General features: G+C 57.4%; 25 protein-coding genes. 24 read left to right on the top strand and 1 reads right to left on the bottom strand.

The features are described 5' to 3' along the window. The first annotated feature begins 327 nt into the window (after positions 1-327). From rpmH to glmS, 21 genes are all read left to right on the top strand, one after another. A complete protein-coding gene (gene rpmH, locus KJF94_RS26565; protein ID WP_003213577.1) occupies positions 328-462 on the top strand; it encodes a 50S ribosomal protein L34 in 135 nt (44 codons plus the stop codon). A gap of 16 nt (positions 463-478) precedes the next feature. Continuing rightward, positions 479-880, top strand: coding sequence for a ribonuclease P protein component (rnpA, locus tag KJF94_RS26560; protein ID WP_031319201.1), 402 nt, complete (start codon positions 479-481; stop codon positions 878-880). Continuing rightward, positions 873-1,118, top strand: coding sequence for a membrane protein insertion efficiency factor YidD (gene yidD / locus KJF94_RS26555; protein ID WP_010207715.1), 246 nt, complete (start codon positions 873-875; stop codon positions 1,116-1,118). Before rnpA ends, yidD begins: the two co-directional genes overlap by 8 nt. A 2-nt stretch (positions 1,119-1,120) precedes the next feature. Then, on the top strand, positions 1,121-2,809 hold the full coding sequence (gene yidC / locus KJF94_RS26550) for a membrane protein insertase YidC (RefSeq protein ID WP_214379989.1): 1,689 nt from the start codon (positions 1,121-1,123) through the stop codon (positions 2,807-2,809). Positions 2,810-2,888: 79 nt separating this feature from the next. Continuing rightward, entirely contained in the window at positions 2,889-4,259 is a 1,371-nt protein-coding gene (gene mnmE / locus KJF94_RS26545; RefSeq protein ID WP_214379988.1) for a tRNA uridine-5-carboxymethylaminomethyl(34) synthesis GTPase MnmE, read from the top strand. 551 nt (positions 4,260-4,810) lie between these two features. Further along, entirely contained in the window at positions 4,811-6,709 is a 1,899-nt protein-coding gene (mnmG, locus tag KJF94_RS26540) for a tRNA uridine-5-carboxymethylaminomethyl(34) synthesis enzyme MnmG (protein ID WP_214379987.1), read from the top strand. Continuing rightward, positions 6,706-7,350, top strand: coding sequence for a 16S rRNA (guanine(527)-N(7))-methyltransferase RsmG (gene rsmG / locus KJF94_RS26535; protein WP_214379986.1), 645 nt, complete (start codon positions 6,706-6,708; stop codon positions 7,348-7,350). The genes mnmG and rsmG overlap by 4 nt, the downstream gene beginning before the upstream one ends. Before the next feature lie 18 nt (positions 7,351-7,368). Continuing rightward, positions 7,369-8,166 carry a ParA family protein gene (locus KJF94_RS26530; protein WP_027926208.1) on the top strand — a complete coding sequence of 266 codons (798 nt, stop codon included), beginning with the start codon at positions 7,369-7,371 and terminating at the stop codon, positions 8,164-8,166. Between the two features lie 9 nt (positions 8,167-8,175). Further along, positions 8,176-9,048, top strand: a complete 873-nt coding sequence (locus tag KJF94_RS26525; RefSeq protein ID WP_008027541.1) for a ParB/RepB/Spo0J family partition protein — start codon at positions 8,176-8,178, stop codon at positions 9,046-9,048. Positions 9,049-9,196: 148 nt separating this feature from the next. After that, a complete protein-coding gene (locus tag KJF94_RS26520; protein ID WP_008027539.1) occupies positions 9,197-9,604 on the top strand; it encodes a F0F1 ATP synthase subunit I in 408 nt (135 codons plus the stop codon). 16 nt (positions 9,605-9,620) lie between these two features. Further along, complete coding sequence (gene atpB, locus KJF94_RS26515) at positions 9,621-10,490, top strand: F0F1 ATP synthase subunit A (RefSeq protein WP_214379985.1); 870 nt, start codon at positions 9,621-9,623, stop codon at positions 10,488-10,490. 133 nt (positions 10,491-10,623) lie between these two features. Continuing rightward, positions 10,624-10,881 carry a F0F1 ATP synthase subunit C gene (atpE, locus tag KJF94_RS26510; RefSeq protein ID WP_002555987.1) on the top strand — a complete coding sequence of 86 codons (258 nt, stop codon included), beginning with the start codon at positions 10,624-10,626 and terminating at the stop codon, positions 10,879-10,881. Between the two features lie 56 nt (positions 10,882-10,937). Further along, on the top strand, positions 10,938-11,408 hold the full coding sequence (locus KJF94_RS26505; protein ID WP_008027535.1) for a F0F1 ATP synthase subunit B: 471 nt from the start codon (positions 10,938-10,940) through the stop codon (positions 11,406-11,408). Between the two features lie 12 nt (positions 11,409-11,420). Beyond that, entirely contained in the window at positions 11,421-11,957 is a 537-nt protein-coding gene (locus KJF94_RS26500) for a F0F1 ATP synthase subunit delta (protein ID WP_054594854.1), read from the top strand. Positions 11,958-11,978: 21 nt separating this feature from the next. Next, entirely contained in the window at positions 11,979-13,523 is a 1,545-nt protein-coding gene (gene atpA, locus KJF94_RS26495; RefSeq protein WP_008155713.1) for a F0F1 ATP synthase subunit alpha, read from the top strand. Between the two features lie 50 nt (positions 13,524-13,573). After that, on the top strand, positions 13,574-14,434 hold the full coding sequence (gene atpG, locus KJF94_RS26490; RefSeq protein WP_214379984.1) for a F0F1 ATP synthase subunit gamma: 861 nt from the start codon (positions 13,574-13,576) through the stop codon (positions 14,432-14,434). A gap of 27 nt (positions 14,435-14,461) precedes the next feature. Continuing rightward, the gene (atpD, locus tag KJF94_RS26485; protein ID WP_008155715.1) at positions 14,462-15,841 is read left to right on the top strand and encodes a F0F1 ATP synthase subunit beta; all 1,380 of its coding nucleotides are present in this window, start codon (positions 14,462-14,464) and stop codon (positions 15,839-15,841) included. 45 nt (positions 15,842-15,886) lie between these two features. After that, on the top strand, positions 15,887-16,312 hold the full coding sequence (locus KJF94_RS26480; RefSeq protein WP_007969909.1) for a F0F1 ATP synthase subunit epsilon: 426 nt from the start codon (positions 15,887-15,889) through the stop codon (positions 16,310-16,312). 116 nt (positions 16,313-16,428) lie between these two features. Then, a complete protein-coding gene (glmU, locus tag KJF94_RS26475; protein ID WP_214379983.1) occupies positions 16,429-17,796 on the top strand; it encodes a bifunctional UDP-N-acetylglucosamine diphosphorylase/glucosamine-1-phosphate N-acetyltransferase GlmU in 1,368 nt (455 codons plus the stop codon). Between the two features lie 213 nt (positions 17,797-18,009). Continuing rightward, positions 18,010-18,786: a DeoR/GlpR family DNA-binding transcription regulator gene (locus tag KJF94_RS26470; protein WP_017341696.1), complete on the top strand. Its 777-nt coding sequence runs from the start codon at positions 18,010-18,012 to the stop codon at positions 18,784-18,786. Position 18,787: 1 nt separating this feature from the next. Continuing rightward, on the top strand, positions 18,788-20,635 hold the full coding sequence (gene glmS, locus KJF94_RS26465) for a glutamine--fructose-6-phosphate transaminase (isomerizing) (RefSeq protein ID WP_214379982.1): 1,848 nt from the start codon (positions 18,788-18,790) through the stop codon (positions 20,633-20,635). A 69-nt stretch (positions 20,636-20,704) separates the two neighbouring features. On the opposite strand, the gene ppk2 is transcribed toward glmS, so the two are convergent. Further along, positions 20,705-21,526: a polyphosphate kinase 2 gene (gene ppk2 / locus KJF94_RS26460; RefSeq protein ID WP_214379981.1), complete on the bottom strand. Its 822-nt coding sequence runs from the start codon at positions 21,524-21,526 to the stop codon at positions 20,705-20,707. A gap of 110 nt (positions 21,527-21,636) precedes the next feature. Here ppk2 and KJF94_RS26455 point away from each other — a divergent pair, with 110 nt between their 5' ends. From KJF94_RS26455 to KJF94_RS26445, 3 genes are all read left to right on the top strand, one after another. Next, a complete protein-coding gene (locus KJF94_RS26455; protein ID WP_214379980.1) occupies positions 21,637-22,539 on the top strand; it encodes a LysR family transcriptional regulator in 903 nt (300 codons plus the stop codon). Between the two features lie 130 nt (positions 22,540-22,669). After that, entirely contained in the window at positions 22,670-23,296 is a 627-nt protein-coding gene (locus KJF94_RS26450) for a glutathione S-transferase family protein (RefSeq protein WP_214379979.1), read from the top strand. Between the two features lie 61 nt (positions 23,297-23,357). Next, on the top strand, positions 23,358-25,388 hold the full coding sequence (locus KJF94_RS26445; RefSeq protein ID WP_214379978.1) for a pyridoxamine 5'-phosphate oxidase family protein: 2,031 nt from the start codon (positions 23,358-23,360) through the stop codon (positions 25,386-25,388). The last annotated feature ends 34 nt before the right edge of the window (positions 25,389-25,422 follow it).

Raw genomic sequence — 25,422 nt, 5'->3', positions numbered from 1 at the left:
CAGCTTATCCGACAGCGCAGCACAGGCTGACCACCGTTTTCCACTGTAGTTGTCATTCTCTGTACATCAAGGCGTAGAAGGCCTGAAGGCAGTTATCCACAGATGATCGGTGCCCTAGCTTTTATAAGCTTTACAGAAAAGCTTTAAATACTTTCCTTCTTTATTTTTATATTTGGCCAAGGTTGAAGGCGAGCAAAACCACTGGAGATCTATTTATAAGGAAACGCTGGTTGGAAATTGACCTAGAGGCTTGCTTTCTCTAGAATCCCCGGTCTCTTAAAACGGGGGCCATTCCGGCCCGTTGTGGACGAACCAGGTAACACGACAATGAAACGTACTTTCCAACCAAGCACTATCAAACGCGCTCGTACCCACGGTTTCCGTGCTCGCATGGCTACCAAGAACGGTCGTGCCGTTCTGTCGCGTCGTCGCGCCAAAGGTCGTGCGCGTCTGGCAGTTTGATAAGCCGGCACTGGAGGTGAGTCAGGACTTCAGTCGGGAAAAGCGTCTGCTTACTCCCCGGCATTTCAAGGCAGTCTTTGACTCCCCTACCGGCAAGGTTCCGGGGAAAAATCTCCTGCTCCTTGCGCGCAACAACGATCTTGATCACCCCCGTCTCGGGCTGGTTATCGGGAAAAAGAGCGTAAAGCTCTCCGTCGAGCGCAATCGCCTCAAACGTCTGATGCGCGAATCGTTCCGTCTGAACCAGGATTCACTGGCCGGCTGGGACATCGTTATCGTCGCGCGCAAAGGTTTGGGTGACGTAGAAAACCCCGAATTGATTCAGCATTTCGGCAAACTCTGGAAACGTCTGGCACGCAGCACGCCGGTCCCAGCAGTCAAAACCGAAACTGTAGGGGTAGACAGTCCCGATGCGTAAACTGGCACTCGTTCCGATCCAGTTTTATCGCTATGCCATTAGTCCTCTGATGGCCAGTCACTGTCGTTTCTACCCCAGTTGTTCCTGCTACGCGTTGGAAGCCATAGAAAATCATGGCCTTCTGCGCGGTGGCTGGCTGACCTTTCGTCGTTTAGGTCGCTGTCATCCGTGGAATCCCGGTGGTTATGACCCGGTTCCACCTATCCCTACCTCCCGTTCTTCTTCGATGGCCGAGTAATCATGGATATCAAACGCACGATCCTGATCGTCGCCCTGGCAATCGTGTCCTACGTTATGGTTCTTAAATGGAACCAGGACTATGGCCAGGCTGCCCTGCCGACTCAGAATGTTGCTTCCAGTACTACCGCACCGGGCCTACCGGATACGGCGACTGGCAATAATGCTTCTGTCAGTGACGACATTCCACGCGCCGCAAGCGATACCAGTGCTACTGCTCCTGCTGAAACGCCAGTAGCTGCAAGCAAAGACCTCATCCAGATCAAAACGGATGTGCTCAACCTGGCTATCGATCCACAAGGTGGTGATGTTGCCCAGTTGACGCTGCCGCTGTATCCACGTCGCCAGGACCATCCGGAAATTCCATTCCAGCTGTTCGATAACGGCAACGAGCGGACTTATCTGGCTCAAAGCGGTTTGATCGGCACCAACGGTCCGGACGCAAGTCCTGCCGGTCGTCCGGTTTTCGCCTCGGAGAAGAAGATTTACCAACTGGCTGACGGTCAGGACCAATTGGTCGTGGACCTGAAGTTCAGCAAGGACGGCGTCAACTACATCAAGCGTTTCACCCTGAAACGTGGCTTGTACGACGTAACCGTTTCCTACCTGATCGACAACCAGAGTGCACAGCCCTGGTCCGGTGCGATGTTCGCGCAATTGAAGCGTGACGCCAGCTCCGATCCTTCTTCCAGCACCGCCACTGGCACCGCGACTTACCTGGGCGCCGCCCTGTGGACAAGTAACGAGCCGTACAAGAAAGTGTCGATGAAGGACATGGACAAGGCTCAGCTGAAAGAAACCGTCAGCGGTGGTTGGGTTGCCTGGTTGCAACACTACTTCGTGACCGCATGGATTCCGGCGAAGGGCGAAAACAACGTCGTCCAGACCCGCAAAGACAGCAAAGGCAACTACATCATCGGCTACACCGCCCCGGCAATGACTGTTGCCCCTGGTGCGAAAGCCGAAACCAGCGCCGTTCTGTACGCCGGTCCGAAAAGCCAGGCTGTGCTGAAAGAGTTGTCCCCAGGTCTGGAGCTGACTGTCGACTACGGCATTCTGTGGTTCATTGCCCAGCCAATCTTCTGGTTGCTGCAACACATCCACGCGCTGGTCGGTAACTGGGGCTGGTCGATCATCTTCCTGACCATGCTGATCAAAGGGATTTTCTTCCCGCTGTCGGCAGCCAGCTACAAATCCATGGCCCGTATGCGTGCAGTGGCTCCGAAACTGGCTGCGCTGAAAGAGCAACATGGCGATGACCGGCAGAAAATGTCGCAAGCCATGATGGAGCTGTACAAGAAAGAGAAGATCAATCCGCTGGGTGGTTGCTTGCCAATCCTCGTGCAAATGCCGGTTTTCCTTTCGCTGTACTGGGTTCTGCTTGAAAGCGTTGAAATGCGCCAGGCTCCGTTCATGCTGTGGATTACTGACCTGTCGATCAAGGACCCGTTCTTCATTCTGCCGATCATCATGGGTGCAACCATGTTCATCCAGCAGCAGTTGAACCCGACTCCTCCGGATCCGATGCAGGCCAAGGTAATGAAGCTGATGCCTATCATCTTCACCTTCTTCTTCCTGTGGTTCCCGGCTGGTCTGGTGCTGTACTGGGTAGTGAACAACTGCCTGTCCATCGCCCAACAGTGGTACATCACGCGTAAGATCGAAGCGGCTACCAAAAAAGCCGAGGCGTAACTTACTCTGTGGGTAACCACTCAAAACGCCCCCTAGTGGGGCGTTTTGCTATCTGTCACTTTTGTCTGGATACCGGTTTATGAGCGTTCCTCGTGAAACCATCGCCGCCGTTGCCACCGCTCAAGGTCGCGGCGGTGTGGGCATCGTCCGTATTTCCGGGCCGTTGGCGAGCGTTGCGGCCAAAGCGTTCAGTGGTCGTGAACTCAAGCCGCGATTTGCCCACTATGGCCCGTTCCTGAGTGAAAACGATGAGGTGCTTGATCAGGGCATCGCGCTTTATTTCCCCGGACCGAACTCGTTCACCGGCGAAGATGTGCTGGAACTCCAGGGCCATGGCGGCCCGATCGTTCTCGATATACTGCTCAAACGTTGTCTGGAATTGGGTTGCCGTCTGGCCCGTCCGGGTGAATTCAGTGAGCGTGCGTTCCTCAACGACAAACTCGACCTCGCCCAGGCCGAAGCTATTGCCGATTTGATCGAGGCAAGTTCTGCACAGGCTGCGCGAAATGCACTGCGTTCCTTGCAGGGTGCCTTTTCCGAACGCGTGCATAACCTCACCGAGCAACTGATTGGCTTGCGAATCTATGTCGAAGCGGCGATCGACTTTCCGGAAGAAGAAATCGACTTCCTTGCCGATGGCCACGTGTTGAGCATGCTCGACAAAGTACGCGACGAGTTATCCACCGTACTGCGAGAAGCCGGGCAGGGTGCCTTGTTGCGCGATGGTATGACGGTGGTCATCGCCGGTCGGCCGAATGCCGGCAAATCCAGCTTGCTGAACGCTCTGGCTGGGCGAGAAGCCGCGATCGTGACCGAGATTGCCGGCACGACCCGGGACATTCTTCGCGAACATATCCACATCGATGGCATGCCGTTGCACGTGGTGGATACCGCTGGTCTGCGAGATACCGATGACCATGTGGAAAAAATAGGTGTGGAACGGGCGTTGAAAGCCATCGGTGAGGCAGATCGCGTGCTGCTGGTCGTCGATGCCACCGCCCCTGAAGCACTTGATCCATTCGCGCTATGGCCGGAATTCCTGGAGAGCCGCCCGGATCCGGCCAAAGTCACGCTGATCCGAAACAAGGCAGACCTGACCGGTGAAGCTATTGCCCTGGAAGTCAGCGAGGATGGCCACGTCACCATCAGCCTCAGCGCCAAATCTGCAGGTGAGGGCCTGGAGTTGCTGCGTGACCACCTCAAGGCCTGCATGGGCTATGAGCAGACCTCGGAAAGCAGCTTCAGTGCTCGCAGGCGTCACCTTGAAGCATTGCGTCATGCCAGTGCTTCCCTCGAGCACGGTCGTGCACAGCTGACCCTGGCAGGTGCCGGTGAATTGCTGGCAGAGGATTTGCGCCAGGCACAGCACGCTTTGGGTGAAATAACCGGCGCATTCAGCTCCGATGATCTGCTGGGCCGGATCTTTTCCAGCTTCTGTATCGGCAAATAGTCCTTCTGTTGTCCACAGACAGGCCATTCGCGCCTGTCTGTTCTCATCCCTTTTCATGAATTGTCTCCTGTGCCGAGCAGATTCTTTCTGCCTGGGCGGATTTCCCGTGCCCGGGATTTGGTCAATCGCCGCTTTTCTGTGGATTAAGCCCTGTGAATAACTGCCACTAAGGGCAGTTGATAACAGGGCCTCAAAACTGAAGATAACCGCCTCTGTGGATAACCACCCCTTTCATCCACAGGCTTAAACCGGTTATCCAAGGGCCTCATTGGCACATGACCACAGGGTTTTGAATCTCTGTACATATTGAATATAAAGGCCTGTAGAGATCTATCCACAGAAAGGCACCTCAGTAGAAATAAACATAAAAACAAAGATTTAATAAATTTCTCTCTTTTTAATTTCTATAACCCCGACTTCTCCACAGCTGGTTAAATTTTGTGCAAAGGGTTCTTTAGGAAGGGCGAAGTCCCTATACTTGCCGCCCAGGTCCAAAAACCTGAGCTCAAACTATTCCTGATTACCTAACTGAAGCAGGCACGAGGTGCGTGGTGGATTTCCCTTCCCGTTTTGAAGTGATCGTCATCGGCGGCGGTCATGCCGGTACCGAGGCAGCACTGGCGTCAGCACGCATGGGTGCAAAAACCCTGTTGCTGACGCATAACGTGGAAACCCTCGGTGCCATGAGTTGCAACCCGGCCATTGGCGGGATCGGCAAAAGCCATCTGGTGAAAGAAATCGATGCCCTCGGCGGCGCGATGGCCATGGCAACCGATAAAGGTGGTATCCAGTTTCGCGTTCTGAACAGCCGCAAAGGCCCGGCCGTGCGTGCAACTCGCGCTCAGGCAGACCGGGTTCTGTACAAGGCCGCTGTCCGCGAAGCATTGGAAAACCAGCCGAACCTGTGGATATTTCAACAAGCCGCCGATGACCTGATCGTCGAACAGGAACAAGTGCGTGGTGTTGTCACCCAAATGGGCCTGCGTTTCCTCGCGGATTCCGTGGTATTGACCACTGGCACCTTCCTCGGCGGACTTATCCACATAGGCATGCAGAATTATTCCGGTGGTCGCGCCGGCGATCCGCCATCGATTGCTCTAGCTCACCGCCTGCGTGAATTGCCACTGCGTGTTGGCCGCTTGAAAACAGGAACACCGCCGCGCATCGACGGTCGATCCGTGGATTTCTCGGTGATGACCGAGCAAGCCGGCGATACGCCAATCCCGGTGATGTCGTTCATGGGTTCCAAAGAGCAGCATCCGAAACAGGTGAGCTGCTGGATTACCCACACCAACGCACGGACTCACGAGATCATCGCAGCGAACCTCGACCGTTCGCCGATGTATTCCGATGCAGGGTTGATCGAAGGCATCGGCCCGCGTTACTGCCCGTCGATCGAAGACAAGATCCACCGCTTTGCCGACAAGGAAAGCCATCAGGTCTTCATCGAGCCGGAAGGTTTGACCACGCACGAGCTGTACCCGAACGGGATATCCACATCCCTGCCGTTCGACGTGCAATTGCAGATCGTGCAATCGATCCGCGGCATGGAGAACGCGCACATCGTGCGTCCGGGCTACGCCATTGAATACGACTACTTCGACCCGCGTGACCTGAAGTACAGCCTGGAAACCAAAGTGATCGGCGGTCTGTTTTTCGCTGGACAGATCAATGGCACCACCGGTTATGAAGAGGCCGGCGCCCAAGGTTTGCTGGCCGGGGCCAACGCCGCACTGCGCGCTCAGGGCAAAGACGCCTGGTGCCCGCGTCGCGACGAGGCGTACATCGGCGTTTTGGTCGACGACCTGATTACATTGGGTACTCAGGAACCGTACCGGATGTTCACATCCCGCGCCGAATACCGCCTGATCCTGCGCGAAGACAACGCCGATCTGCGCTTGACCGAAAAAGGTCGCGAACTGGGTCTGGTCGATGATGCGCGCTGGGCGGCTTTCTGCACCAAACGCGAAAGCATCGCTGTGGAAGAACAACGTTTGAAAAGCACCTGGGTTCGCCCGGGCACCGAGCAGGGCGATGCGATTTCCGAAAAATTCGGTACGCCGCTGACCCACGAATACAACTTGCTCAACCTGCTGAGTCGTCCGGAAATCGACTACGCTGGTCTGATCGCCGTGACCGGCGGTGGTGCAGAAGATCCACAAGTCGCCGAGCAGGTCGAAATCAAGACCAAATACGCCGGTTACATCGATCGTCAACAGGATGAAATCGCGCGTTTGCGGGCCAGTGAAGACACAAAACTGCCTGTGGATATCGATTACACGAACATTTCCGGTCTCTCCAAAGAGATCCAGAGCAAGCTCGGTGCGACCCGTCCAGAGACCCTGGGCCAGGCGTCGCGTATTCCGGGCGTTACGCCAGCAGCGATTTCGCTGTTGATGATTCATTTGAAAAAACGCGGCGCGGGCCGTCAGTTGGAGCAAAGCGCTTGAGTTCGTTGGTCACCTCGCAACACGCCGAAGAGTTATCCACAGGTGCTCGCCAGCTCGGTGTCACACTGACCGAAACCCAGCACGCGCAGTTGCTGGGCTATCTGGCCCTGTTGATCAAATGGAACAAGGCCTACAACCTGACCGCTGTGCGCGACCCGAACGAAATGGTCTCGCGTCACCTGCTCGATAGTTTGAGCGTGATGTCGTTCATCGAGAACGGACGCTGGCTGGACGTTGGCAGCGGCGGCGGCATGCCGGGTATTCCGCTGGCCATCCTGTTTCCAGAGTCGCAAGTGACCTGCCTGGACAGCAACGGCAAGAAAACCCGCTTCCTGACTCAGGTCAAACTCGAACTCAAACTGGATAACCTGCAAGTTATCCACAGTCGCGTCGAAGCCTTCCAGCCTGCACAGCCTTTCAACGGGATTATTTCTCGGGCGTTCAGCAGCATGGAGAACTTCAGCAACTGGACTCGCCACTTGGGCGATGCCGATACACGCTGGCTGGCAATGAAGGGCGTTCATCCGGCTGATGAGCTGGTAGCATTGCCGGCAGACTTCCACCTCGATAGCGAACACGCCCTGGCCGTACCTGGTTGCCAAGGCCAACGCCATCTGCTGATACTGCGCCGCACGGCATGATTGGGAACACAAGCAAGAATGGCTAAGGTATTCGCGATAGCGAACCAAAAGGGTGGTGTGGGCAAAACCACCACCTGCATCAACCTCGCAGCTTCCTTGGTCGCTACCAAGCGACGGGTGCTGTTGATCGATCTCGATCCACAGGGCAACGCCACCATGGGTAGCGGTGTGGATAAACACGGTCTGGAAAATTCGGTTTACGACTTGCTGATCGGCGAGTGCGACCTGGCCCAGGCCATGCACTACTCCGAGCACGGTGGTTACCAGTTGTTGCCGGCCAACCGTGACCTGACCGCGGCCGAAGTGGTTCTGCTGGAAATGCAGATGAAGGAAAGCCGCTTGCGCAGCGCGTTGGCGCCGATCCGTGAAAACTACGATTACATTTTGATCGACTGCCCGCCGTCGCTGTCGATGCTGACACTAAACGCTCTGGTCGCGGCTGACGGGGTAATTATCCCCATGCAGTGCGAGTACTTCGCGCTCGAAGGCTTGAGCGACCTTGTGGATAACATCAAGCGCATCGCTGAACTGTTGAACCCGAACCTCAAAGTCGAAGGCTTGTTGCGCACGATGTACGACCCGCGCCTGAGCCTGATGAACGACGTGTCGGCTCAGCTCAAGGAACACTTCGGCGAGCAGCTCTACGACACCGTCATTCCGCGCAACATCCGCCTGGCCGAAGCACCAAGCTATGGCATGCCGGCGCTGGCGTACGACAAAACATCACGGGGCGCCATTGCCTATCTGGCATTGGCGGGCGAGATGGTTCGCCGTCAACGCAAAAACTCACGCACCGCCGCTGCTCAGGCAACTTAAGGAATCCCCATGGCCGTCAAGAAACGAGGTCTCGGACGTGGACTGGATGCACTGCTGAGCGGTCCGACTGTCAGCTCGCTGGAAGAGCAGGCGGTACAAGCCGATCAGCGTGAGCTGCAGCATTTGCCCCTGGACCTGATCCAGCGCGGCAAGTACCAGCCGCGTCGGGACATGGACCCGCAAGCGCTGGAAGAACTGGCGCAGTCGATCAAGGCCCAAGGCGTGATGCAGCCGATCGTGGTTCGTCCGATCGGCAGCGGACGCTTCGAAATCATTGCCGGCGAACGCCGCTGGCGGGCTAGCCAGCAGGCTGGCCAGGAAACCATCCCGGCGATGGTTCGCGATGTGCCGGATGAAACCGCCATCGCCATGGCGCTGATCGAGAACATCCAGCGCGAAGACCTCAATCCGATCGAGGAAGCGGTCGCCCTGCAGCGTTTGCAGCAGGAATTCCAGCTGACTCAGCAACAAGTGGCCGAAGCGGTGGGCAAGTCCCGCGTGACCGTGGCCAACCTGCTACGCTTGATCGCGTTGCCGGAAGTTATCAAAACCATGCTGTCCCACGGTGATCTGGAAATGGGTCATGCGCGAGCTTTGCTTGGTTTGCCGGAAAATCAACAGGTTGAAGGGGCGCGACATGTTGTCGCACGGGGGCTGACTGTGCGCCAGACTGAGGCACTGGTTCGCCAGTGGTTGAGTGGCAAACAGGAGCCTGCCGAACCGGTAAAACCGGACCCGGATATCGCCCGACTCGAGCAGCGCCTGGCTGAGCGCCTAGGCTCTGCGGTGCAGATCCGACACGGAAAGAAGGGGAAGGGGCAGTTGGTGATCGGTTACAACTCCCTCGATGAGCTTCAGGGTGTGCTTGCACACATTCGCTGAAACATTTCCTCATGTAGCGTGCAGTCGGAAATCACTACCTGACAGTTGAATAGGGGCAGAACCGCCCCTATACTCTGCGCGCATTTTGTCGGCACAAATTATGCCAAGTTATTGAATTCTGGCAGCCGACCATTGGGGAGTAATTGTGGTGGAAACCCGCACGCCAAACCGCTTGCCGTTCCATCGCCTGGCAGTTTTTCCGGTGTTGATGGCTCAGTTTGTCGTTTTGCTGATCGCCGCTTTGGCGCTCTGGCAATGGCACGGAGTCGTTGCCGGGTACTCAGGACTCTGCGGAGGCCTGATAGCCTTGCTACCCAATGTTTATTTCGCTCACAGGGCATTTCGGTTTTCCGGCGCCCGAGCAGCTCAAGCCATCGTCCGGTCTTTTTATGCCGGCGAGGCGGGCAAACTGATTTTGACGGCAGTGCTTTTTGCGTTGACGTTTGCAGGTGTGAAGCCATTGGCGCCGCTAGCTGTATTCGGCGTCTTCGTGTTGACCCAACTGGTCAGCTGGTTCGCGCCCCTGCTGATGAGAACAAGACTTTCGAGACCTTAGGGCGTTTGAGGCAACCATGGCAGAAACAACCGCTTCGGGCTATATCCAGCACCACTTGCAGAACCTGACCTTCGGTCAGCACCCAACCGGCGGGTGGGGTTTTGCCCACACCGCAGCAGAAGCCAAAGAAATGGGCTTCTGGGCTTTCCACGTCGATACCCTCGGCTGGTCGGTCGCTTTGGGTCTGATCTTCGTTCTTCTTTTCCGCATGGCGGCAAAGAAGGCGACTTCCGGTCAGCCTGGTGCTTTGCAGAACTTCGTTGAAGTATTGGTCGAATTCGTCGATGGCAGCGTGAAAGACAGCTTCCATGGCCGTAGCCCGGTGATTGCACCGCTGGCACTGACCATCTTCGTCTGGGTCTTCCTGATGAACGCTGTCGACCTGATCCCGGTCGACTGGATTCCTCAGCTGGCCATCCTGATCACTGGCGATGCGCACATTCCATTCCGTGCCGTATCGACCACTGACCCGAACGCTACCCTGGGCATGGCCCTGTCGGTGTTCGCGTTGATCATTTTCTACAGCATCAAGGTCAAGGGCATCGGCGGCTTCCTCGGCGAACTGACCCTGCACCCGTTCGGCAGCAAGAACATCTTCGTTCAAGCCCTGCTGATTCCGGTGAACTTCCTGCTGGAGTTCGTGACGCTGGTGGCCAAGCCAATCTCGCTGGCACTGCGTCTGTTCGGCAACATGTACGCCGGCGAACTGGTCTTCATTCTGATTGCTGTGATGTTCGGCAGCGGTCTGCTCTGGCTTAGCGGCCTGGGCATAGTTCTGCAGTGGGCGTGGGCTGTGTTCCACATCCTGATCATCACCCTGCAGGCGTTTATCTTCATGATGCTGACCATCGTTTACCTGTCGATGGCGCACGAAGAGAACCATTAAGACCAGTCTCGACTAGTCTGATGTCCCACCCGGTCAAACGGGTGGGTGCCCGAACAGGGCTATGAAACGATTTGTTTTACCGCTTTAAAATCTAAAAAACCTAAACCATACGACGTAAAAGTCGGGAGGAAAGATGGAAACTGTAGTTGGTCTAACCGCTATCGCTGTTGCACTGTTGATCGGCCTGGGCGCACTGGGTACCGCAATTGGTTTCGGCCTGTTGGGCGGCAAGTTCCTGGAAGGCGCAGCGCGTCAACCAGAAATGGTTCCAATGCTGCAAGTCAAAATGTTCATCGTTGCCGGTCTGCTCGACGCCGTAACCATGATCGGTGTTGGTATCGCTTTGTTCTTCACCTTCGCGAACCCATTCGTTGGTCAACTCGCTGGCTAATCACTCGAACCTTCGAGTGATTGGTTTGATGTGCAACGAACGAGCGAGGTGTTGGCGTGAACATTAATGCAACCCTGATTGGCCAGTCCGTTGCGTTCTTCATTTTTGTACTGTTTTGCATGAAGTTCGTGTGGCCTCCGGTCATCGCGGCTTTGCACGAACGTCAGAAGAAGATCGCGGATGGACTGGACGCTGCCGCCCGAGCAGCTCGCGACCTGGAGTTGGCCCAAGATAAAGCGGGTCAACAACTGCGCGAAGCTAAGGCTCAGGCAGCTGAAATCATTGAGCAAGCCAAGAAACGCGGTAACCAGATCGTTGAAGAGGCTGTTGAAAAAGCCCGTATCGACGCTGACCGTGTGAAGGTTCAGGCTCAGGCCGAGATCGAGCAGGAACTGAACAGTGTCAAAGACGCGCTGCGTGCCCAACTGGGTGCACTGGCCGTCGGCGGCGCCGAGAAGATCCTGGGTGCCACAATCGATCAAAACGCGCACGCGGAGCTGGTAAACAAACTGGCTGCTGAAATTTAAGCGAGGGCGATCATGGCAGAATTGACCACGTTGGCCCGACCTTACGCTAAGGCAGCCTTCGAGCACGCCCAGGCCCACCAGCAACTGGCCTCTTGGTCAGCCATGCTCGGCCTGGCTGCAGCAGTGTCGCAAGACGACACCATGCAGCGCGTGCTCAAGGCCCCGCGACTGACGAGCGCAGACAAGGCCGCCACGTTTATTGACGTGTGCGGCGACAAGTTTGATGCCAAGGCACAGAACTTCATCAACGTCGTTGCCGAAAACGACCGTCTCCCGCTGTTGCCGGAGATATCGGCTCTGTTCGACCTGTACAAGGCCGAACAAGAGAAGTCGGTAGACGTTGAAGTGACCAGTGCTTTTGCATTGAACCAAGAACAGCAAGACAAACTCGCCAAGGTTCTCAGTGCACGACTCAACCGGGAAGTGCGCCTGCAAGTCGAGGAAGACAAATCCCTTATTGGGGGCATTGTCATCCGCGCCGGCGACCTGGTTATCGATGGCTCGGTTCGCGGGAAACTCGCGAATCTTGCCGAAGCATTGAAATCTTGAGTTTGAAGGGGCAGCAGAGCAATGCAGCAACTCAATCCTTCCGAAATAAGTGAAATTATCAAGGGCCGCATCGACAAGCTCGATGTGACCTCCCAAGCCCGTAACGAAGGCACTGTCGTCAGCGTATCTGACGGTATCGTGCGGATTCACGGTCTGGCCGACGTTATGTACGGCGAGATGATCGAGTTTCCGGGCGGCGTCTTCGGTATGGCTCTCAACCTGGAGCAAGACTCCGTAGGTGCCGTAGTTTTGGGCTCCTACCAGTCTCTGGCTGAAGGCATGAGCGCCAAGTGCACCGGCCGTATCCTCGAAGTTCCGGTTGGTAAGGAACTGCTGGGTCGCGTAGTCGACGCACTGGGTAACCCTGTTGACGGCAAAGGTCCGCTGAACAACACCGAGACCGATGCGGTCGAGAAAGTTGCTCCAGGCGTGATCTGGCGTAAGTCGGTAGACCAGCCTGTACAGACTGGCTACAAGGCTGTCGATGCCATGATCCCTGTCGGCCGTGGCCAGCGTGAGCTGATCATCGGTGACCGTCAGATCGGTAAAACCGCTCTGGCGATCGACGCGATCATCAACCAGAAAAACAGCGGCATTTTCTGCGTCTACGTTGCAATCGGTCAGAAACAATCGACCATCGCCAACGTGGTTCGCAAGCTGGAAGAAAACGGCGCACTGGCTAACACCATCGTCGTGGCAGCGAGCGCTTCGGAATCTGCAGCACTGCAATTCCTGGCACCGTACTCCGGTTGCACCATGGGTGAATTCTTCCGCGACCGCGGTGAAGACGCGCTGATCGTTTATGACGATCTGTCCAAGCAAGCAGTGGCTTACCGCCAGATTTCCCTGCTGCTGCGCCGTCCACCAGGCCGTGAAGCTTACCCAGGCGACGTGTTCTATCTCCACTCCCGTCTGCTGGAGCGCGCATCCCGCGTTTCGGAAGAATACGTAGAGAAGTTCACCAACGGCGCAGTGACCGGCAAAACCGGTTCCCTGACCGCACTGCCGATCATCGAAACCCAGGCTGGCGACGTTTCCGCGTTCGTTCCGACCAACGTGATTTCCATCACCGACGGTCAGATCTTCCTGGAATCGGCCATGTTCAACTCCGGGATCCGTCCTGCTGTGAACGCCGGTGTTTCGGTATCCCGTGTGGGTGGTGCCGCTCAGACCAAGATCATCAAGAAGCTCTCCGGTGGTATCCGTACCGCTCTGGCTCAGTACCGTGAACTGGCGGCATTCGCCCAGTTCGCTTCTGACCTGGACGAAGCGACCCGTAAGCAACTTGAGCATGGTCAGCGCGTTACCGAGCTGATGAAGCAGAAGCAATACGCACCAATGTCGATCGCTGACATGGCGCTGTCGCTGTATGCCGCTGAGCGTGGGTTCCTGACTGACGTTGAAATCGCCAAGATCGGCAGCTTCGAACAAGCGCTGATTGCTTTCTTCAACCGCGATCACGCCGATTTGATGGCGAAGATCAACGTGAAGGGTGACTTCAATGACGAAATCGACGCTGGCATGAAAGCCGGTATCGAGAAGTTCAAGGCCACCCAAACCTGGTAAGCCGCAGCGGGGGCCGCAAGGCTCCCGCTTGCTAACCTGATAGGTGTTACATGGCAGGCGCAAAAGAGATTCGCAGTAAGATTGCGAGCATCAAAAGCACGCAAAAGATTACCAGCGCCATGGAAAAAGTGGCGGTCAGTAAAATGCGCAAGGCACAAATGCGCATGGCTGCTAGCCGTCCTTACGCGGAGCGCATCCGCCAGGTTATTGGTCATTTGGCCAACGCTAACCCGGAATATCGCCACCCGTTCATGATCGACCGTGAAGTAAAGCGCGTCGGTTACGTTGTGGTGAGCAGTGACCGTGGTCTGTGTGGTGGCTTGAACACCAACCTGTTCAAGGCCTTGGTCAAGGACATGGCGAAAAACCGTGAAAACGGCGTCGAGATCGATCTGTGTGTTGTTGGTAGCAAGGGTGCGGCTTTCTTCCGCAACTTCGGCGGTAACGTCGTAGCAGCTATCAGCCACCTGGGTGAAGAGCCGTCGATCAATGACCTGATCGGCAGCGTCAAGGTGATGCTGGATGCCTACCTGGACGGCCGTATTGATCGCCTGTCCGTGGTGTCCAACAAGTTCATCAACACCATGACGCAAACGCCAACCGTGGAGCAGTTGATTCCACTGGTGGCAACCCCGGATCAAGAACTCAAGCACCACTGGGATTATCTGTACGAACCGGACGCCAAAGAGCTGCTTGACGGCTTGATGGTCCGCTACGTGGAGTCGCAGGTCTACCAGGCGGTGGTCGAGAACAACGCGGCTGAGCAAGCTGCGCGGATGATCGCGATGAAGAACGCTACCGACAACGCCGGTGATTTGATCAGCGATTTGCAGCTGGTCTACAACAAGGCGCGTCAGGCTGCGATCACCCAAGAGATCTCGGAAATCGTCGGCGGCGCTGCCGCGGTTTAACGGTTCAAATATTCAGAGGATCCAGCTATGAGTAGCGGACGTATCGTTCAAATCATCGGCGCCGTTATCGACGTGGAATTTCCACGCGACAGCGTACCGAGCATCTACAACGCGCTGAAAGTAGTGAGCGCGGCCGAAACCACCCTGGAAGTTCAGCAGCAGCTGGGCGACGGCGTGGTTCGTACCATTGCGATGGGTTCCACCGAGGGCTTGAAGCGCGGTCTGGAAGTCACCGACTCTGGCGCAGCCATCTCCGTACCGGTCGGTAAAGCGACTCTGGGCCGGATCATGGACGTACTGGGTAACCCGATCGACGAAGCTGGTCCGATCGACACCGAAGAGCGCTGGGGCATTCACCGTCCTGCGCCAACCTTCGCTGAACAAGCGGGCGGCAACGACCTGCTGGAAACCGGCATCAAGGTTATCGACCTGGTTTGCCCGTTCGCCAAGGGCGGTAAAGTGGGTCTGTTCGGTGGTGCCGGTGTAGGCAAAACCGTAAACATGATGGAACTGATCCGTAACATCGCCATCGAGCACAGCGGTTATTCCGTGTTCGCCGGTGTGGGTGAGCGTACTCGTGAGGGTAACGACTTCTACCACGAGATGAAGGATTCCAACGTTCTGGACAAAGTGGCACTGGTTTACGGTCAGATGAACGAGCCGCCGGGTAACCGTCTGCGCGTAGCACTGACCGGCCTGACCATGGCCGAGAAGTTCCGTGACGAAGGTAACGACGTTCTGCTGTTCGTCGACAACATCTACCGTTACACCCTGGCCGGTACTGAAGTATCCGCACTGCTGGGCCGTATGCCTTCCGCAGTAGGTTACCAGCCGACCCTGGCCGAAGAGATGGGTACTCTGCAAGAGCGTATCACTTCGACCAAAAACGGTTCGATCACCTCGATCCAGGCGGTATACGTACCTGCGGATGACTTGACTGACCCGTCGCCAGCCACCACTTTCGCCCACTTGGACGCCACCGTCGTTCTGTCCCGTGACATCGCTTCCCTGGGTATCTACCCGGCGGTCGATCCACTCGACTCGACTTCGCGCCAGCTGGACCCGAACGTAATCGGCCAGGACCACTACGACACCGCTCGCGGTGTACAGTATGTTCTGCAGCGTTACAAAGAACTGAAGGACATCATTGCGATCCTGGGTATGGACGAGCTGTCGGAAGCCGACAAGCAGTTGGTAAACCGTGCTCGTAAGATCCAGCGTTTCTTGTCGCAGCCGTTCTTCGTGGCTGAAGTCTTCACCGGTGCTTCGGGTAAATACGTTTCCCTGAAAGACACCATTGCTGGCTTCAAAGGCATCCTCAACGGTGACTACGACCACCTGCCAGAACAAGCGTTCTACATGGTCGGCGGCATCGAAGAAGCGATCGAGAAAGCCAAGAAACTGTAATCCCGGCGCCCGGCAACGGGCGCTAATTTAGGTTGAGGCAATCAGATGGCTATGACAGTCCATTGCGATATCGTCAGTGCGGAAGGAGAAATCTTTTCCGGCCTGGTCGAGATGGTGATTGCGCACGGTGCACTGGGTGATCTTGGTATCGCCCTGGGCCACGCGCCGCTGATCACTAATCTCAAGCCTGGCCCGATCCGCCTGGTCAAGCAGGGCGGGGAAGAGGAGGTGTATTACATCTCCGGTGGTTTCCTCGAGGTTCAGCCGAACATGGTCAAGGTTCTTGCCGACACCGTGCAACGTGCTGCCGACCTGGACGAAGCCTCCGCTCAGGAAGCCGTTAAGGCTGCCGAGAAGGCCTTGCATGAGCGGGGCGCGGAATTCGATTACGGTTCTGCCGCCGCACGTCTGGCCGAGGCTGCAGCTCAGCTGCGCACCGTCCAGCAGATCCGCAAGAAGTTCGGCCACTAACAGGCCATCACTTGTTGCGCGATTGATTAAAAAGGGTAGCCTCGGCTACCCTTTTTTCTTTTCCGATTTTCATAACCTGGTCGCAGCCGCTGACCACCCAGGATTGGTAGCCAGTCATGTCTCTTGAAATCGTTATTCTCGCTGCTGGTCAGGGCACTCGCATGCGTTCGGCGTTGCCGAAAGTGCTGCACCCGATTGCCGGCAATTCGATGCTTGGCCATGTTATCCACAGCGCGCGGCAACTTGATCCACAGCGCATCCACGTGGTGATTGGCCACGGTGCCGATGTTGTTCGTGAGCGTCTGGCGGCGGATGATCTGAATTTTGTCCTGCAGGACAAACAGCTGGGTACTGGCCATGCGGTAGCTCAAGCGGTGCCATTCATTGAGTCCGACACCGTTTTGATTCTCTACGGCGACGTGCCATTGATCGAAGTCGAGACCCTTCAGCGCCTGCTCAAGCAGGTAACGCCGCAGCAATTGGGCTTGCTGACCGTCGAACTGGACGACCCGACCGGCTATGGCCGCATCGTCCGTGATGCCGACGGCAAGGTCACTGCGATCGTCGAGCAGAAAGACGCCAACGAAACCGAGCGCGCGATCACTGAAGGCAATACCGGCATCCTGGCGCTGCCGTTCGCGCAGTTGGGTGGCTGGATGAGTCGTCTCTCCAACAACAACGCCCAAGGCGAGTACTACCTGACTGACGTGATTGCCATGGCGGTCAGCGATGGTCTGGTGGTGGAGACCGAGCAGCCTCACGATGCGATGGAAGTGCAGGGCGCCAACGATCGCAAGCAGCTTTCCGAACTCGAGCGTCACTATCAATTGCGCGCGGGCCGCCGTTTGATGGCCCAAGGCGTGACCCTGCGTGACCCGGCGCGTTTCGACGTACGCGGTGAAGTCACCGTCGGCCGCGATGTGCTGATCGACATCAACGTGATCCTGGAAGGCAAAGTCGTCATCGAAGACGATGTGGTGATTGGCCCGAACTGCGTGATCAAGGACAGCACCCTGCGTAAAGGCGTGGTGATCAAGGCCAACAGTCATATCGAAGGCGCAATTCTCGGTGAAGGCAGCGATGCCGGGCCGTTCGCCCGTCTGCGTCCCGGCACAGTGCTGGAGGCTCGCGCCCATGTGGGTAACTTTGTCGAGCTGAAAAATGCGCATATGGGCGAAGGTGCCAAAGCCGGTCACCTGACCTACCTGGGCGATGCCGAAATCGGTGCGCGCACCAACATCGGCGCGGGCACCATCACCTGCAACTATGACGGCGCCAACAAGTGGAAAACCGTCTTGGGTGAAGATGTGTTCATCGGTTCCAACAACTCGTTGGTGGCGCCTGTGGATATCTCTAGCGGTGCAACTACCGCTGCCGGATCGACCATTACGCAGAATGTGGATAACGCACAGTTAGCGGTGGGCCGTGCGCGCCAGAAGAACATCGATGGCTGGAAGCGGCCGGAGAAGATCAAGAAGAGCTGAGTTATCCACAGCCCTTGTAGGAGCGAGCTTGCTCGCGATGAACTTGAGAACGCCGCGGGTTGCCTGCTTTTCCGCGTTATCGTTAACGACCATCGCGAGCAAGCTCGCTCCTACAGGTTATCCACAGATCTTTTTATCGCCTCCCGCTTGACGAAGTTTCGCCGATAGGTTTTGATTGCTTCCGTTATCTTTCGAATCGAAACTTACCAAGTCATGTCGAAACGCAATACACCTCAACGTCGCCACAATATTCTCGCCTTGCTCAATGAGCAGGGCGAAGTCAGTGTGGATGAGTTGGCCAAGCGCTTCGAAACCTCGGAAGTTACGATTCGCAAGGATCTGGCGGCGCTCGAAAGCAATGGCTTGTTGCTGCGCCGTTATGGCGGTGCCGTCACCATGCCTCAGGAATTGGTGGCCGACATCGGTCAGCCAGTCTCCAAATATAAGCAGGCCATCGCTCGCGCTGCCGTCACGCGGATTCGCGAGCATGCACGGATCATCATCGACAGCGGGAGCACCACCGCTGCGATGATCCCCGAACTGGGTCAGCAACCAGGCTTGGTGGTGATGACCAATTCCCTGCACGTCGCCAACGCCCTGAGCGAACTCGAACACGAACCGGTGTTGTTGATGACGGGCGGCACCTGGGATCCGCACTCCGAATCCTTTCAGGGGCAAGTCGCCGAGCAGGTTCTACGTTCGTACGATTTCGACCAGTTGTTCATCGGTGCCGATGGCATCGACCTGGTGCGCGGTACCACCACCTTCAATGAGTTGCTGGGACTGAGCCGGGTCATGGCCGATGTAGCCCGCGAAGTGATCGTTATGGTGGAGGCCGACAAGATCGGCCGCAAGATTCCCAACCTGGAACTGCCCTGGAGCAGTGTCCATACCCTTATTACCGATGATCGCCTGCCGCTTGAGGCACGGGATCAGATTCAGGCCCGCGGCATCACTTTGATATGCGCGGCTGTCAGTCAGGAGAAATAGCATGTGTGGAATTGTCGGCGCAGTCGCAGAACGTAATATCACCGCCATCCTGCTCGAAGGCCTCAAACGCCTGGAATACCGTGGCTATGACAGCGCCGGTGTGGCGGTTTTCACCAATGACGCAAAGCTCGAGCGCATGCGCCGCCCTGGCAAAGTCAGCGAGCTGGAACTGGCACTCGAAGCCGAGCCGCTGATCGGTCGCCTCGGTATCGCTCACACTCGCTGGGCCACACACGGTGCGCCGTGCGAGCGTAATGCTCACCCGCATTTCTCCGGTGATCTGGCAGTGGTGCACAACGGCATCATCGAAAACCACGAAGCCCTGCGCGAACAACTCAAGGCGCTGGGATACGTGTTCACCTCGGACACCGACACCGAAGTCATCGCCCACCTGTTGAACCACAAACTCAAGGATCTGCAGGATCTGACCGTGGCGCTCAAGGCCACCGTTAAAGAGCTGCACGGTGCTTACGGTCTGGCTGTGATCAGTGCCGATCAACCGGATCGCCTGGTCGCTGCGCGCAGTGGCAGCCCGTTGGTAATCGGTCTGGGCCTGGGGGAAAACTTCCTTGCCTCCGACCAGTTGGCCCTGCGTCAGGTCACTGACCGCTTCATGTACCTGGAAGAAGGCGATATCGCCGAAATTCGTCGCGATAGCGTGCAGATCTGGGACGTCAGCGGCAAAGAAGTCGTACGTGAAACCGTGCAGTACCGCGACGGCGCCGAAGCGGCTGACAAGGGCGAGTTCCGCCACTTCATGCTCAAGGAAATCCACGAGCAACCGGCTGTTGTGCAGCGCACCCTCGAAGGTCGCCTGAGCCCGAACGGCGTGCTGGTGCAGGCGTTCGGCCCACAGGCCGCCGAGCTGTTCGCCAAAGTGCGTAACGTGCAGATCGTCGCTTGCGGCACCAGCTACCACGCCGGCATGGTTGCCCGTTACTGGCTCGAAGAGCTGGCCGGCATTCCTTGCCAGGTCGAAGTCGCCAGCGAATTCCGCTACCGCAAAGTGGTGGTGCAGCCCGACACCCTGTTCGTGACCATTTCCCAGTCCGGCGAAACCGCTGACACTTTGGCTGCACTGCGTAACGCCAAGGAGCTTTCAAGAGAAGAAGGGGGCTACCTCGCCAGCCTGGCCATCTGCAACGTCGGCATCAGCTCGCTGGTGCGTGAATCCGACCTGACTCTGCTGACCCAAGCCGGTCGCGAAATCGGTGTGGCATCGACCAAAGCGTTTACCACTCAGCTGGTCGGCCTACTGTTGTTGACCCTGTCCCTGGGTCAGGTTCGCGGTACATTGGCCAAAGGCATCGAAGCCACCCTGGTCGAAGAACTGCGTCGCCTGCCAACGCGTCTTGGTGAAGCTCTGGCGATGAACAGCACCGTGGAAAAAATCGCCGAGCTGTTCGCCGAGAAGCATCACACGCTGTTCCTCGGTCGTGGCGCGCAATTCCCGGTAGCGATGGAAGGTGCCTTGAAACTCAAGGAAATCTCCTACATCCACGCCGAGGCCTATCCGGCCGGCGAGCTGAAACACGGCCCGTTGGCGCTTGTGGATAACGACATGCCCGTGGTGACCGTGGCGCCGAACAACGAACTGCTGGAGAAGTTGAAGTCCAACCTCCAGGAAGTCCGCGCCCGTGGCGGCCAACTGATCGTCTTCGCCGACGAGCAGGCCGGCATGACCAACGGCGAAGGCACCCATGTTGTGCACATGCCGCACATCCACGACATCCTGTCGCCGATCCTCTACACCATCCCGCTGCAGTTGCTCTCGTACTACGTCGCGGTGCTTAAAGGCACGGACGTTGACCAGCCGCGTAACCTGGCGAAGTCGGTGACGGTGGAATAAGTTATCCACAGCTGAAACAAGGGGCGAGGTCGCTGTCATTGACAGGACCTTGCCCCTTTTTCATTCAGCTCAGAATTTTTCCGCAATCAACCGCAGTGGATAATTCGGTTCTTTATAGCTGCCCGGCTTCTGGCGTTTGGGCAACTTCACGGCTTCTCTCGGAACATCCTCATAGGGAATGCGACTGAGCAGGTCGGTGATGATGTTCAGGCGAGCCCGTCGCTTGTCATTCGAGTTGGCCACCAACCACGGGGCATGTTCGGTGTCGGTCATCTTGAACATGTCGTCACGTGCGCGTGAATAGTCATACCAGCGACTGTAGGACTTGAGGTCCATGCCGGTGAGCTTCCAGATTTTGCGTCCGTCCTTGATGCGAGCCTGGAGCCGTCGTGTCTGCTCTTCCTGGCTGACTTCCAGCCAGTACTTGATCAGGATGACGCCCGAATCGACGATTGAACGTTCCACCGAGGGGATAGACTTCAGAAAACGGGCGACCTGGTCTTTGGTGCAGAACCCCATCACCCGCTCCACGCCGGCGCGGTTGTACCAACTGCGATCAAAGATCACCACTTCGCCAGCCGCCGGCAGATACGGCAGGTAACGCTGCACATACATCTGACTTTTCTCGCGTTCAGTAGGTGCACTTAGCGCTATCACCCGGAAGATGCGTGGGCTCACCCGCTCGGTCAACGCCTTGATGGTGCCGCCCTTGCCAGCGCCGTCGCGCCCCTCAAAAACGATGCACACCTTGATGCCCTTGTGCCGCACCCATTCCTGCAGCTTGACGGTTTCGACGTGCAGTTCGCGTAGCGCTTTCAGGTAGTCTTTGTTGTTCATTTTCGAGCTGTCAGCCATTGGCTGCTTTTGTGCCCACTTCTTATCCTTTGCCATGACCAAGACCTCACTGTTTCCCGGTCATGTCAGACTAGGTCGTTTTCGACATCGCGCTCAAAATTGCAGCCTGACGGTTGCGATTTTTATTTGAATGGAGGACATGCCCAGTGGACCGATTCCAGGAAATGCAGGTCTTCGCTGCCGTTGCCCAGGAACAGGGTTTCTCGGCGGCGGCACGGCGTTTGGGCCTGTCGGCGGCCAGTGTCACCCGTGCAGTGGCCGCGCTGGAAAAACGCATTGGCACGTTGTTGCTGACGCGCACCACCCGCAGTGTGCATTTGAGTGAGGCGGGTCAGCGGTATCTCGAGGATTGTCGGAGAATTCTCGCCGAGGTACAGGAAGCGGAGGATTCGGCGGCGGGCAGTCACGCAGAGCCCCGTGGGCAACTGACGATCACGGCGCCGGTACTGTTTGGCGAGTTGTTTGTCACGCCGGTGATGGTGAATTATCTGACGCAGTTTCCTGAAGTCTGCATCAATGGGTTGCTGGTTGATCGAGTGGTGAGCATGGTCGAGGAGGGGATCGATGTGGCGGTGCGCATCGGTGAGTTGCCCGACAGTAATCAGCATGCGATCCGTGTCGGCGAAGTACGCCGGGTGATTTGTGCTTCTCCGCGATTTCTTAAGGCGCATGGCAGGCCATTACATCCTCAGGATCTGGCCCGCGCACCGGTTATTGCGACGTCCGCTATCGGCCAGCAGAGAAGCTGGCCTTTCCTTGAAGCCGGAGAGCTGCTGAATGTTCGACCGGAACCGCGCCTGGTGGTGACGGCGAATCAGGCGGCCATTACCGCCGCGAGCCTGGGGCTGGGATTCACCCGCGTTCTGTCTTATCAGGTCGCCAGCAAAGTCGCGTCCGCAGAGTTGGAAATCGTACTCGCCGACTTCGAACTGCCACCGCTGCCCATCCATGTCGTCTATCAGGGCGGGCGCAACGCCCCCGTGCGGATTCGCAGTTTTGTGGACTTCACCGTGAAAGCCTTGCGGGAACACCCGGACTTGCTGGGCTGATGATTTATTTCACTGGGTGAAACAATGGATTGCGTTTGCTGACTATTCTGTTGTTTTGGTTGCGGGTGGAAGATAGCGGCCATCGGTGCTGATCATTCCTGAACGGCGCCACCACCTAGTGGAGTCGACCATGCAAGCGATCAAACTCTATAACTTCCCGCGCTCCGGCCATGCGCACCGTGTGGAACTGATGTTGTCCCTGCTGCAACTGCCGACCGAGCTTATCTTGGTTGATCTGGCCAAAGGTGCGCACAAACAGCCGGAGTACCTGGCGATCAACCCGTTTGGGCAGGTTCCGGCCATCGACGATCAAGGCGTGGTGCTGGCTGATTCCAACGCGATCCTGGTTTACCTGGCGCAAAAATATGGCAACGGCCGCTGGTTGCCGGCCGACCCGGTTGGCGCGGCGAAGGTTCAACGCTGGCTGTCTGTGGTTGCCGGCCCGATTGCCTTTGGTCCGGCCAGGGCAAGACTGATCACTGTGTTTGGTGCGGCTTATAACGCTGAAGAAGTGATTGCTTACTCTCACATCTGGCTCAAACAGATCGATCAGGAGCTGGCTGCTTCGCCTTATCTGGTTGGCTCCGAACCGACCATTGCCGACGTCGCGGCCTACAGCTACATCGCCCATGCTCCTGAGGGCAATGTGTCGCTGGAGGACTACGCCAACGTACGAGCCTGGCTGGCGCGTATCGAAGCTTTGCCTGGTTTTGTCGGTATGCCGCGCACCGTCGTCGGCCTGCAAAAAACTGCCTGATGCTGCGGCCCGACATTGTCGGGCCGACCACACTGCGCTCGTTGCGCAGGGAGAAGCCGTTATGGACCGTTCACCTTGGCACGCTGGCGAGAAACAGTTGCAGGCACACGTCGGTGTTGCCGAGCGAATGGAGACGTTGGGTCGTAGGGTGGTTCGCACTGAGATGCCGGACCAGCACCGCACATTCTATGAGCAACTGCCGTTCATGCTGTACGGCGCGGTGGACGCCGACGGTAATCCTTGGGCCAGCATTCTTGAAGGACCACCGGGTTTCGCTCATTCGCCCGAGCCGGGAGCGCTGTTGTTCAACAGCCTGCCGGGGGCGGATGATCCTGCGCAATTGGTCGATGGCGCGGCGATCGGTCTGTTGGGGATAGAACTGCATACCCGGCGGCGCAACCGCCTCAATGGTCGCGTCGGCGCCGTAACGGCAAAGGGTTTTGCTGTAACGGTCGAACAGTCCTTCGGCAACTGTCCGCAATACATTCAATTGCGGCAGTTTCGCTCGGTGCCGCTGGCAGATCCGGCGACGCGCATTGCTCAACACCTGAACGCTCTGGATGACGCAGCCAAAGCCACGATCGCTGGCGCCGACACCTTCTTCGTCGCGAGTTATGTGGATATTGATGGCCAGCGCTCCGTGGACGTTTCACACCGTGGCGGCCAGTCCGGTTTCGTACAGGTGGAAGGTAATCGCCTGACCATCCCGGACTTCGCCGGCAACCTGTTCTTCAATACCCTGGGTAACTTGCTGATCAATCCCCGGGCGGGTTTGCTGTTTATCGATTTCAACTCGGGCGACCTGCTGCACCTCAGCGGTCGCGCCGAAGTCATACTTGAAGGCCCGCAGGTCGAAGCCTTTCAAGGCGCCGAGCGTCTGTGGACATTCGAGGTGGAGCAGGTGGTGCGTCGGCCCGCAGCGTTGGCTTTGCGTTGGCGCTTCGATGGCGTATCACCCACCAGTCTGCTAACCGGCACCTGGGAACAGGCCAACGCCCGTCTGCAAGCCCAGGCGCTGGGCGATCGTTGGCGGCCGCTGCGAGTGACGCGGATCGAAGCGGAAAGCCACAACATTCGCTCGATCTATCTGGAGCCTGCCGATGGCGCCGGGTTGCCGGTGTTTCAGGCTGGGCAGCATTTGCCGCTGCGGTTCACCATTGGCGGTGGGGTGCATATCCGCACTTACAGCCTGTCGAGCGCGCCGTCCGACGACTTTTTCCGCATCAGCGTGAAGCGTGAAGGGCTGGTGTCTTCGCACCTGCATGAGCAGGTTCGTGTCGGTGATCTGCTGGAAGCCCGCGCACCGCAGGGGCATTTCACCGTGACAACCCATGAACGTCGGCCGCTGGTGTTGTTGGCCGCCGGGGTAGGCATTACGCCGTTGCTGTCGATGGTGCGGGAGGTGGTGTATCAAGGACTTCGCACCCGATACATTCGGCCTACATGGTTTTTCCAGAGTTCGCGCACGCTGGCCGATCAACCGTTTCGTCCCGAGCTGGATCGCTTGCTCGAGAGTGCGGGTGAGGCGGTGCGGGTGCTGCGTCTGCTCAGTCAGCCGGAGGCCGATGCTCATGAGGGCGAAGACTTTGATTTGACCGGACGGATCGACACGGCTTTGCTCCAGTCCATCCTTGAGGTGGAGGACTACGATCAGCTGGACTTTGTCCTCTGCGGCCCGGGCAGTTTTACCCAGGGGTTGTACGACAGTCTTCGGGGACTGGACATCCGTGACAGCAGGATTCACGCAGAGACCTTCGGCCCGTCGACCTTGCGTCGCCAGCCGGACCCCGACGCGGTGGTCATCGAGCAACCGCCCGCCGCAACCACCTCGGTGCCGGTGGTGTTCCAGCGCTCGGCCAAAGAAGCCCGCTGGCAACCCGATGGCGGCAGTTTGCTTGAGTTGGCGGAAAGCCGTGGCTTGCGTCCGGAATTCAGTTGCCGCGGCGGCTCCTGCGGGACCTGCAAGACTCGCCTGATCAGCGGCCAGGTGAATTATCCACAGCCGCCAGCGGAAGTGCCGGACGAAGGAAGCGTCCTGATTTGTTGTGCGATTCCGGCGCAGGGCTCGCAGCCTTTGGTGCTCGACCTGTAGCATCTGACGGACGCTGCCTTCAGCAGCTACAAAG

The organism is Pseudomonas hormoni (genome assembly GCF_018502625.1).
Lineage (GTDB): Bacteria > Pseudomonadota > Gammaproteobacteria > Pseudomonadales > Pseudomonadaceae > Aquipseudomonas > Aquipseudomonas hormoni.
This window is presented reverse-complemented; position numbering and strand designations above follow the sequence as displayed.

What these genes read in the sequence shown, in the direction of transcription:
- KJF94_RS26445 (WP_214379978.1), top strand. Translation starts at nt 23,358, where the DNA reads ATGGACCGTTCACCTTGGCACGCTGGCGAGAAACAGTTGCAGGCACAC.
- ppk2 (WP_214379981.1), bottom strand. Translation starts at nt 21,526, where the DNA reads ATGGCAAAGGATAAGAAGTGGGCACAAAAGCAGCCAATGGCTGACAGC.
- atpB (WP_214379985.1), top strand. Translation starts at nt 9,621, where the DNA reads ATGGCAGAAACAACCGCTTCGGGCTATATCCAGCACCACTTGCAGAAC.
- glmU (WP_214379983.1), top strand. Translation starts at nt 16,429, where the DNA reads ATGTCTCTTGAAATCGTTATTCTCGCTGCTGGTCAGGGCACTCGCATG.
- atpD (WP_008155715.1), top strand. Translation starts at nt 14,462, where the DNA reads ATGAGTAGCGGACGTATCGTTCAAATCATCGGCGCCGTTATCGACGTG.
- glmS (WP_214379982.1), top strand. Translation starts at nt 18,788, where the DNA reads ATGTGTGGAATTGTCGGCGCAGTCGCAGAACGTAATATCACCGCCATC.
- KJF94_RS26500 (WP_054594854.1), top strand. Translation starts at nt 11,421, where the DNA reads ATGGCAGAATTGACCACGTTGGCCCGACCTTACGCTAAGGCAGCCTTC.
- rpmH (WP_003213577.1), top strand. Translation starts at nt 328, where the DNA reads ATGAAACGTACTTTCCAACCAAGCACTATCAAACGCGCTCGTACCCAC.
- mnmE (WP_214379988.1), top strand. Translation starts at nt 2,889, where the DNA reads ATGAGCGTTCCTCGTGAAACCATCGCCGCCGTTGCCACCGCTCAAGGT.
- KJF94_RS26450 (WP_214379979.1), top strand. Translation starts at nt 22,670, where the DNA reads ATGCAAGCGATCAAACTCTATAACTTCCCGCGCTCCGGCCATGCGCAC.
- atpE (WP_002555987.1), top strand. Translation starts at nt 10,624, where the DNA reads ATGGAAACTGTAGTTGGTCTAACCGCTATCGCTGTTGCACTGTTGATC.
- atpA (WP_008155713.1), top strand. Translation starts at nt 11,979, where the DNA reads ATGCAGCAACTCAATCCTTCCGAAATAAGTGAAATTATCAAGGGCCGC.
- KJF94_RS26470 (WP_017341696.1), top strand. Translation starts at nt 18,010, where the DNA reads ATGTCGAAACGCAATACACCTCAACGTCGCCACAATATTCTCGCCTTG.
- atpG (WP_214379984.1), top strand. Translation starts at nt 13,574, where the DNA reads ATGGCAGGCGCAAAAGAGATTCGCAGTAAGATTGCGAGCATCAAAAGC.
- yidD (WP_010207715.1), top strand. Translation starts at nt 873, where the DNA reads ATGCGTAAACTGGCACTCGTTCCGATCCAGTTTTATCGCTATGCCATT.
- yidC (WP_214379989.1), top strand. Translation starts at nt 1,121, where the DNA reads ATGGATATCAAACGCACGATCCTGATCGTCGCCCTGGCAATCGTGTCC.
- KJF94_RS26525 (WP_008027541.1), top strand. Translation starts at nt 8,176, where the DNA reads ATGGCCGTCAAGAAACGAGGTCTCGGACGTGGACTGGATGCACTGCTG.
- KJF94_RS26480 (WP_007969909.1), top strand. Translation starts at nt 15,887, where the DNA reads ATGGCTATGACAGTCCATTGCGATATCGTCAGTGCGGAAGGAGAAATC.
- KJF94_RS26530 (WP_027926208.1), top strand. Translation starts at nt 7,369, where the DNA reads ATGGCTAAGGTATTCGCGATAGCGAACCAAAAGGGTGGTGTGGGCAAA.